7 protein-coding genes and 1 pseudogene are annotated in these 6457 nt (G+C 67.6%); all 8 read left to right on the forward strand.

Going from position 1 to position 6457, the window contains the following annotated elements; translation table 11 throughout:
• A partial coding sequence (nuoF, locus tag VJS38_RS19350; RefSeq protein WP_324089782.1) for an NADH-quinone oxidoreductase subunit NuoF occupies positions 1-981 on the forward strand: 981 nt, incomplete at its 5' end.
• Between the two features lie 4 nt (positions 982-985).
• Entirely contained in the window at positions 986-3028 is a 2043-nt protein-coding gene (gene nuoG, locus VJS38_RS19355) for an NADH-quinone oxidoreductase subunit NuoG (RefSeq protein WP_324089783.1), read from the forward strand.
• A gap of 170 nt (positions 3029-3198) precedes the next feature.
• A complete protein-coding gene (gene nuoH, locus VJS38_RS19360) occupies positions 3199-4284 on the forward strand; it encodes an NADH-quinone oxidoreductase subunit NuoH (protein WP_324089784.1) in 1086 nt (361 codons plus the stop codon).
• Complete coding sequence (locus VJS38_RS19365; RefSeq protein WP_324089785.1) at positions 4281-4496, forward strand: hypothetical protein; 216 nt, start codon at positions 4281-4283, stop codon at positions 4494-4496. Before nuoH ends, VJS38_RS19365 begins: the two co-directional genes overlap by 4 nt.
• Position 4497: 1 nt before the next feature.
• Positions 4498-4989 (forward strand): NADH-quinone oxidoreductase subunit NuoI, encoded by a 492-nt coding sequence (nuoI, locus tag VJS38_RS19370; protein ID WP_324089786.1) that lies wholly within the window; start codon positions 4498-4500, stop codon positions 4987-4989.
• Between the two features lie 119 nt (positions 4990-5108).
• A complete protein-coding gene (locus VJS38_RS19375) occupies positions 5109-5729 on the forward strand; it encodes an NADH-quinone oxidoreductase subunit J (RefSeq protein WP_324089787.1) in 621 nt (206 codons plus the stop codon).
• Positions 5726-6034 (forward strand): NADH-quinone oxidoreductase subunit NuoK, encoded by a 309-nt coding sequence (gene nuoK, locus VJS38_RS19380; RefSeq protein WP_111458380.1) that lies wholly within the window; start codon positions 5726-5728, stop codon positions 6032-6034. The genes VJS38_RS19375 and nuoK overlap by 4 nt, the downstream gene beginning before the upstream one ends.
• Positions 6035-6044: 10 nt before the next feature.
• A pseudogene (locus tag VJS38_RS19385) lies at positions 6045-6457 on the forward strand (NADH-quinone oxidoreductase subunit L); the annotation flags it as partial.

Here is a 6457-nt window from a genome sequence, read left to right on the forward strand (position 1 = left end):
TGCCTGATCGCCTGCCGGGCGATGCGGGCGCACACCGCCTACATCTATGTCCGCGGCGAGTACGTGCACGAGCGCGAGCGGCTGCAGGCGGCGATCAGGCAGGCCTATGAGGCCAAGCTGATCGGCCCCGGCAACATCCACGGCTGGGACTGCGACGTCCGCGTCCATCACGGCGGCGGGGCCTACATCTGCGGCGACGAGACCGCCCTGATGGAGAGCCTGGAGGGCAAGAAGGGCCAGCCGCGCCTGAAGCCGCCGTTCCCGGCGGGATCGGGCATCTGGGGCTGCCCGACCACCATCAACAACGTCGAGACCATCTCGGTCGTCGGGACCATCCTGCGCCGCGGCGCGGGCTGGTTCGCCGGCTTCGGCACCGAGAAGTCGACGGGCGTCAAGCTGTTCGCCGCCTCGGGTCACGTGAACAAGCCCTGCGTCGTCGAGGATGCGGTGGGGATCTCCGTCAAGCAGCTGATCGAGGACCACTTCGGCGGCGTGCGCGGCGGCTGGAGCAACCTGAAGGCGGTGATCCCGGGCGGCATCTCGGTGCGCATGATCCCGGCGTCGGAGTGTGAAGAAGCGCTCATGACCTACGAGGACCTGCAAGCCCGCGGTTCGGGCCTGGGCACCGGCACCATGATCGTCATGGACAAGGACGCCGACCTGGTGAAGGCGATCGCGCGGGCCTCCTATTTCTACAAGCACGAGAGCTGCGGCCAGTGCACGCCGTGCCGCGAAGGCACCGGCTGGATGTGGCGGGTGATGGAGCGGATGGTCACCGGCGAGGCGGAGATGAGCGAGATCGACCTCCTGCTCGACGTCGCCTCCCAGGTCGAGGGCCACACCATTTGCGGCCTTGGCGATGCGGCCGCCTGGCCGATCCAGGGCCTGTTCCGCCACTTCCGCCACGAGGTGGAGGACCGCATCACGCAATACCGCGCGCGCAAGGGCGTCTACGCCGGCGCGAAAGTCGCGGCGGAGTAACGGCATGCCTATAGCCAAGGTCGACGGGGTCGAAGTCGAGTTCGAGCCCGGCATGAACGTGCTGCAGGTGGCGGAGCTCGCGGGCAAGGAGATCCCGCGCTTCTGCTACCACGAGCGGCTTTCGATCGCCGGCAACTGCCGGATGTGCCTCGTCGAGGTGAAGCCCGGCCCGCCGAAGCCGCAGGCCTCCTGCGCCCTGCCGGCGGCGGAGAACATGGAAATCTTCACCGACACGCCGATGGTGAAGAAGGCGCGCCACGGGGTGATGGAGTTCCTGCTCATCAACCACCCGCTGGACTGCCCGATCTGCGACCAGGGCGGCGAGTGCGACCTGCAGGACCAGGCCATGGGCTATGGCCGCGACGATTCCCGCTACCAGGAGAACAAGCGGGCCGTCGAAGAGAAGTACATGGGCCCGCTCATCAAGACCGTGATGACGCAGTGCATTCAGTGCACCCGCTGCGTGCGCTTCATCACCGAGGTCGCCGGCGTGCCGGACATCGGTCTCATCTCCCGCGGCGAAGACGTTGAAATCACGACCTATCTCGACAAGGCCGTGACCTCCGAGCTGTCCGCCAACGTGATCGACCTGTGCCCGGTGGGCGCGCTGACCCACAAGCCCTGGGCGTTCAACTACCGCCCCTGGGAGCTGAAGAAGACCGAGAGCGTGGACGTGATGGACGCGCTGGGTTCGGCGATCCGCGTCGACGCGCGCGGGCCTGCGGTGCTGCGGGTGCTGCCGCGCATCAACGACGACGTCAACGAGGAGTGGATCAGCGACAAGACCCGCTACGTGGTCGACGGCCTGTCGCGCCAGCGGCTGGACCGCCCCTACGTCCGCGAGAACGGCAGGCTGCGCGCCGCAAGCTGGAACGAGGCGCTGGACGCCGTCGCCGCGCGCCTGAAGGCCGCCAAGCCGGAGCGCATCGGCGTGATCGCCGGCGACCTGCAGGATGCGGAGTCGATGAAGGCCGCGCTCGACCTGTTCCGCGGCCTGGGCGTTCAGAGCACCGACTGCCGCCAGGACGGCATGGCGCTGGGCGAGGGCCCGCGCGAGAGCTGGCTGTTCAACTCGACCATCGCCGGCGTCGAAGAGGCCGACGTCGTGCTGCTGGTCGGGACCAACCCTCGCCTCGAGGCGCCGGTGCTGAACGCGCGGCTGCGCAAGCGCTGGCTGGCCGGCGCCCTGCGGGTCGGCGTGATCGGCGAGCAGGCGGACCTGACCTACGGCTACGACTACCTGGGCGCGGGCCCGCAGACGCTGAGCGGCCTTTCGCGGCAGCGCAACGACTTCGTCAAGGCGCTCAAGGAAGCCAAGGCCCCGGCCATCATCCTCGGCGCCGGCGCCCTGGCGCGCGCCGACGGCGCGGCGGTGCTGAAGGCGGCGGCGGGCGTGGCCAAGAGCTTCGGCCTGCGCTGGAACGTCCTGCATTCGGCGGCGAGCCGGGTGGGCGGCCTGGATCTCGGCTTCCTTCCGGGCGAGGGCGGCAAGGCCGCCGGCGAGCTCGTGCAAAAGGGCGCCGCCGACGTGCTGTTCCTGCTGGGCGCCGACGAGATCGACGTTTCGAAGACCGACGCCTTCGTCGTCTACCTGGGCAGCCACGGCGATGCGGGCGCGCACCGCGCCGACGTCATCCTGCCGGGCGCGGCCTACACCGAGAAGAACGGGATCTACGTCAACACCGAGGGCCGGGTTCAGCTCGGCGCCCGGGCGGTGTTCCCCAAGGGCGAGGCTAGGGAGGACTGGGCGATCCTGCGCGCGCTTTCCGAGCGGCTGGGCGCCAAGTTGCCCTACGACAGCCTGGACCAGCTGCGCACCAAGCTGTTCGCCGACCACCCGACCTTCGGCCGCATCGATTACGTGGCCGATCCGGCGAGCCTGTCGCTGGACCTGGGCGCGCTGGGCGGGGAGGGCGAGCTCGCCGATGCGGCCTTCGCCAGCCCGATCAAGAACTTCTACCTGACCAACCCCATCGCGCGCGCGAGCGTCACGATGGCCGAGTGCGCAGCCCTGGTCTCGGGCGCCGCCAAGATCGCCGCGGAGTAGGGGATGCAGCACGCCTCCACCTCCGCCCCGGTCATCCCCGCGAAAGCGGGGACCCAGGGGTTCTTGTGTAGCCGAGCCGGGTGCGCCCACGCCGGAAATGAGATGAACGCAGCAACAAAAAAAGCCTGGATCCCCGCTTCCGCCGGGACGAGCGGGTGTGGGGGCCTGGCATGAACGGCGCGCAATCCTTCTGGGCCACGCCGGGCGGCTGGACCCTGATCACCGTCGGCCAGATCCTGGCGGTGACGATCTGGATCCTGCTCTCGCTGGCCTTCCTGCTGCTGGCGGACCGGAAGATCTGGGCCGGCGTGCAGATGCGCAAGGGGCCCAACGTGGTGGGCCCGTTCGGCCTGCTGCAGTCCTTCGCCGACTTCATCAAGTTCGTGCTGAAGGAAATCGTCGTGCCGTCGGGCGCCGACAAGGCGGTCTTCCTGCTGGCGCCGCTGATCAGCTTCGTGCTCGCCTTCGGGGCCTGGGCCGTGGTGCCGCTGGCCCCGGGCTGGGTGGTGGCCAACGTCAACGTCGGCATCCTCTACCTGCTCGCGATCTCCTCGCTCGGCGTCTACGGCATCATCATGGGCGGCTGGGCGTCGAACTCGAAGTATCCGTTCCTGGGCTCGCTCCGGTCGGCCGCGCAGATGGTGTCCTACGAGGTCTCGATCGGCTTCATCATCATCACGGTGATCCTGCTTTCCGGCACGATGAACCTGCAGCAGATCGTCGAGAACCAGAAGGGCGGGTTCTGGAACTGGTACGTCTTCGGCGGCCCGGGCGGCCTCTCTAAGCTGCCGCTGCTGCTGGTGATGATCCCGATGACCGGGATGTTCTTCATCTCCGCCCTGGCCGAAACCAACCGCCCGCCGTTCGACCTGCCCGAGGCGGAGTCGGAACTGGTCGCCGGCTATCAGGTCGAATATTCGTCCACGCCGTACCTGCTGTTCATGATCGGGGAGTACGCGAACATCGTGCTGATGTGCGCGATGATCAGCGTGCTGTTCTTCGGCGGCTGGCAGGCCCCGTTCCCGACCGGCTTCACCGCCTCCTGGGCGCCGACCGCGGCCAGCTTCTTCGGGTTCATGTGGTTCTTCCTGAAGATCATCTTCTGGTTCTTCATGTTCGCCATGGTGAAGGCGATCGTGCCGCGCTACCGCTACGATCAGCTGATGCGCCTGGGCTGGAAGGTCTTCCTGCCGACCTCGTTGGTCGCCGTCGCGGCCGTCGCCGCCTGGCGCGTGTTCGGACCGGCGGCGGCATGATCCGGCGCTCGGCCATCGCCCCCATCGCGCTAAGCAGCGTCGCGCTGAGCCTCGGAGCTTGCGCCGGCGGGCCCGCGCCGAACGGCGGCGTGGCCACGCTGGACGCCCTGCGCGACTTCCAGGCCGCCTGCGCGGCCAAGGGCCAGACGATGCAACTCAAAGCGGAAGGCGACCCGGAGCGGATCGACGCCTACGCCTGCGTGAGGAAATAGGATGTTCAATCGGATCGGACAGGCCGTGAAGGGCGCCGCCCTCATGGACTTCGCCGGGGCCTTCGGTCTGGCCATGAAGTACATGGTCAAGCCGAAGATGACCGTGCAATACCCGCACGAGCGCAATCCGCAGAGCCCGCGCTTCCGCGGCGAGCACGCCCTGCGCCGCTATCCCAACGGGGAAGAGCGCTGCATCGCCTGCAAGCTCTGCGAGGCGATCTGCCCGGCCCAGGCGATCACCATCGAGGCCGAACCGCGTGAGGACGGCAGCCGCCGGACGACCCGCTACGATATCGACATGGTCAAGTGCATCTATTGCGGACTGTGCCAGGAGGCCTGCCCGGTCGACGCCATCGTCGAGGGCCCGAACCTGGAGTTCGCCGTCGAGACCCGCGAAGAGCTCTACTACGACAAGGAGCGGCTTCTGGATAACGGCGACCGCTGGGAGCGGGAGATCGCGAAGAACCTGGAACTGGACGCGCCCTACCGATAAGAGACGGGCGCGATTCCAAAGCGCCGCCATGAGCTGTCGCGCGAAAGTTAGCGCTTGGCGCCGATGAGGCGCCAAACCGACGGCGAAACGAGTGAAACCGAGGGGTTGAGAAGAGCCGCATGGCCCTGCAGGCGATCGCATTTTACCTGATGGCGGTGATGACCGTCATAGCCGGCTTCGCCGTCGTCTCGGCGCGCAACCCCGTGCACTCGGTGCTGTTCCTGATCCTCGCCTTCTTCTCGGCGGTGGGCCTCTTCGTGCTGATGGGCGCGGAGTTCCTGGCCATGCTGCTGGTGGTGGTCTACGTCGGCGCGGTCGCCGTCCTGTTCCTGTTCGTGGTCATGATGCTCGACGTCGACTTCGCCGAGCTTCGGCAGGGCTTCGCGCGTTACATGCCGCTCGGCGGCCTGGTGGCCGGCGCGCTCGCGATCGAGATGGTCGTGGTGGCCACGACCGTCGCCAGCAACGGCGCGGCGCGGCTGAACGATGCGCCGATGGCCTCGGGCGGGGCCTCGGTGACCAACGCCGAGGCGATCGGCCGGGTGCTCTACACCGACTACGTCTATTTCTTCCAAGCCGCCGGCATGGTGCTGCTGGTCGCCATGATCGGAGCCATCGTGCTGACGCTGCGCCACAAGCCCGGCGTGCGCCGCCAGGTGGTCGCCGACCAGGTCCTGCGCGGACCTGCGACCGGCATGCGCGTCGTCAGCCTCAAGCCGGGCCAGGGGATCGACCAATGACCATCGGCCTCGCCCACTATCTCGCGGTCGCCGCGATCCTGTTCACGATCGGGGTCTTCGGCATCTTCGTGAACCGCAAGAACATCATCGTCATCCTGATGTCGGTCGAGCTGATCCTGCTGGCCGTGAACATCAACCTGGTGGCCTTCTCGGTCTATCTGCACAACGTGGTGGGGCAGATCTTCGCCATGTTCGTGCTGACCGTCGCCGCCGCCGAGGCCGCCGTCGGCCTCGCGATCCTGGTGACCTTCTTCCGCAACCGCGGCGACATCTCCGTCGACGACGCTTCGATGATGAAGGGCTGAGCGAGAGAACATGGATCCGAAGTCCCTCGTCACGGTCATCCTCTTTGCGCCGCTGGTCGGCGCGATCGTCGCCGGCCTGTTCGGCCGCCGGATCGGCGATCAGGCCTCGATGGCGCTCACCACCGGCCTCCTGTTCCTGGCCTGCGCGCTGTCCTGGACGGTGTTCTCCCAATGGACCTGGGGGGGGCTCGAGCCCTTCACCGTCACCTATCTGCCGTTCATCCACGTCGGCCAGTTCATCTCCAACTGGTCGTTCCGGCTCGACGGCCTGTCGGCGGTGATGCTGGTGGTGGTGACCTCGGTCTCCAGCCTCGTGCACCTCTACTCCTGGGGGTACATGGCGGACGACGACTCAAAGCCGCGGTTCTTCGCCTACCTGTCGCTGTTCACCTTCGCCATGCTGGCGCTGATCAGCGCCTCGGA

Source organism: Phenylobacterium sp., from assembly GCF_035276905.1.
GTDB lineage: Bacteria > Pseudomonadota > Alphaproteobacteria > Caulobacterales > Caulobacteraceae > Phenylobacterium.

Coding starts and splice junctions, on each gene's coding strand:
- VJS38_RS19375 (WP_324089787.1), top strand. CDS start 5,109: ATGGCCCTGCAGGCGATCGCATTTTACCTGATGGCGGTGATGACCGTC.
- nuoG (WP_324089783.1), top strand. CDS start 986: ATGCCTATAGCCAAGGTCGACGGGGTCGAAGTCGAGTTCGAGCCCGGC.
- nuoK (WP_111458380.1), top strand. CDS start 5,726: ATGACCATCGGCCTCGCCCACTATCTCGCGGTCGCCGCGATCCTGTTC.
- nuoI (WP_324089786.1), top strand. CDS start 4,498: ATGTTCAATCGGATCGGACAGGCCGTGAAGGGCGCCGCCCTCATGGAC.
- nuoH (WP_324089784.1), top strand. CDS start 3,199: ATGAACGGCGCGCAATCCTTCTGGGCCACGCCGGGCGGCTGGACCCTG.
- VJS38_RS19365 (WP_324089785.1), top strand. CDS start 4,281: ATGATCCGGCGCTCGGCCATCGCCCCCATCGCGCTAAGCAGCGTCGCG.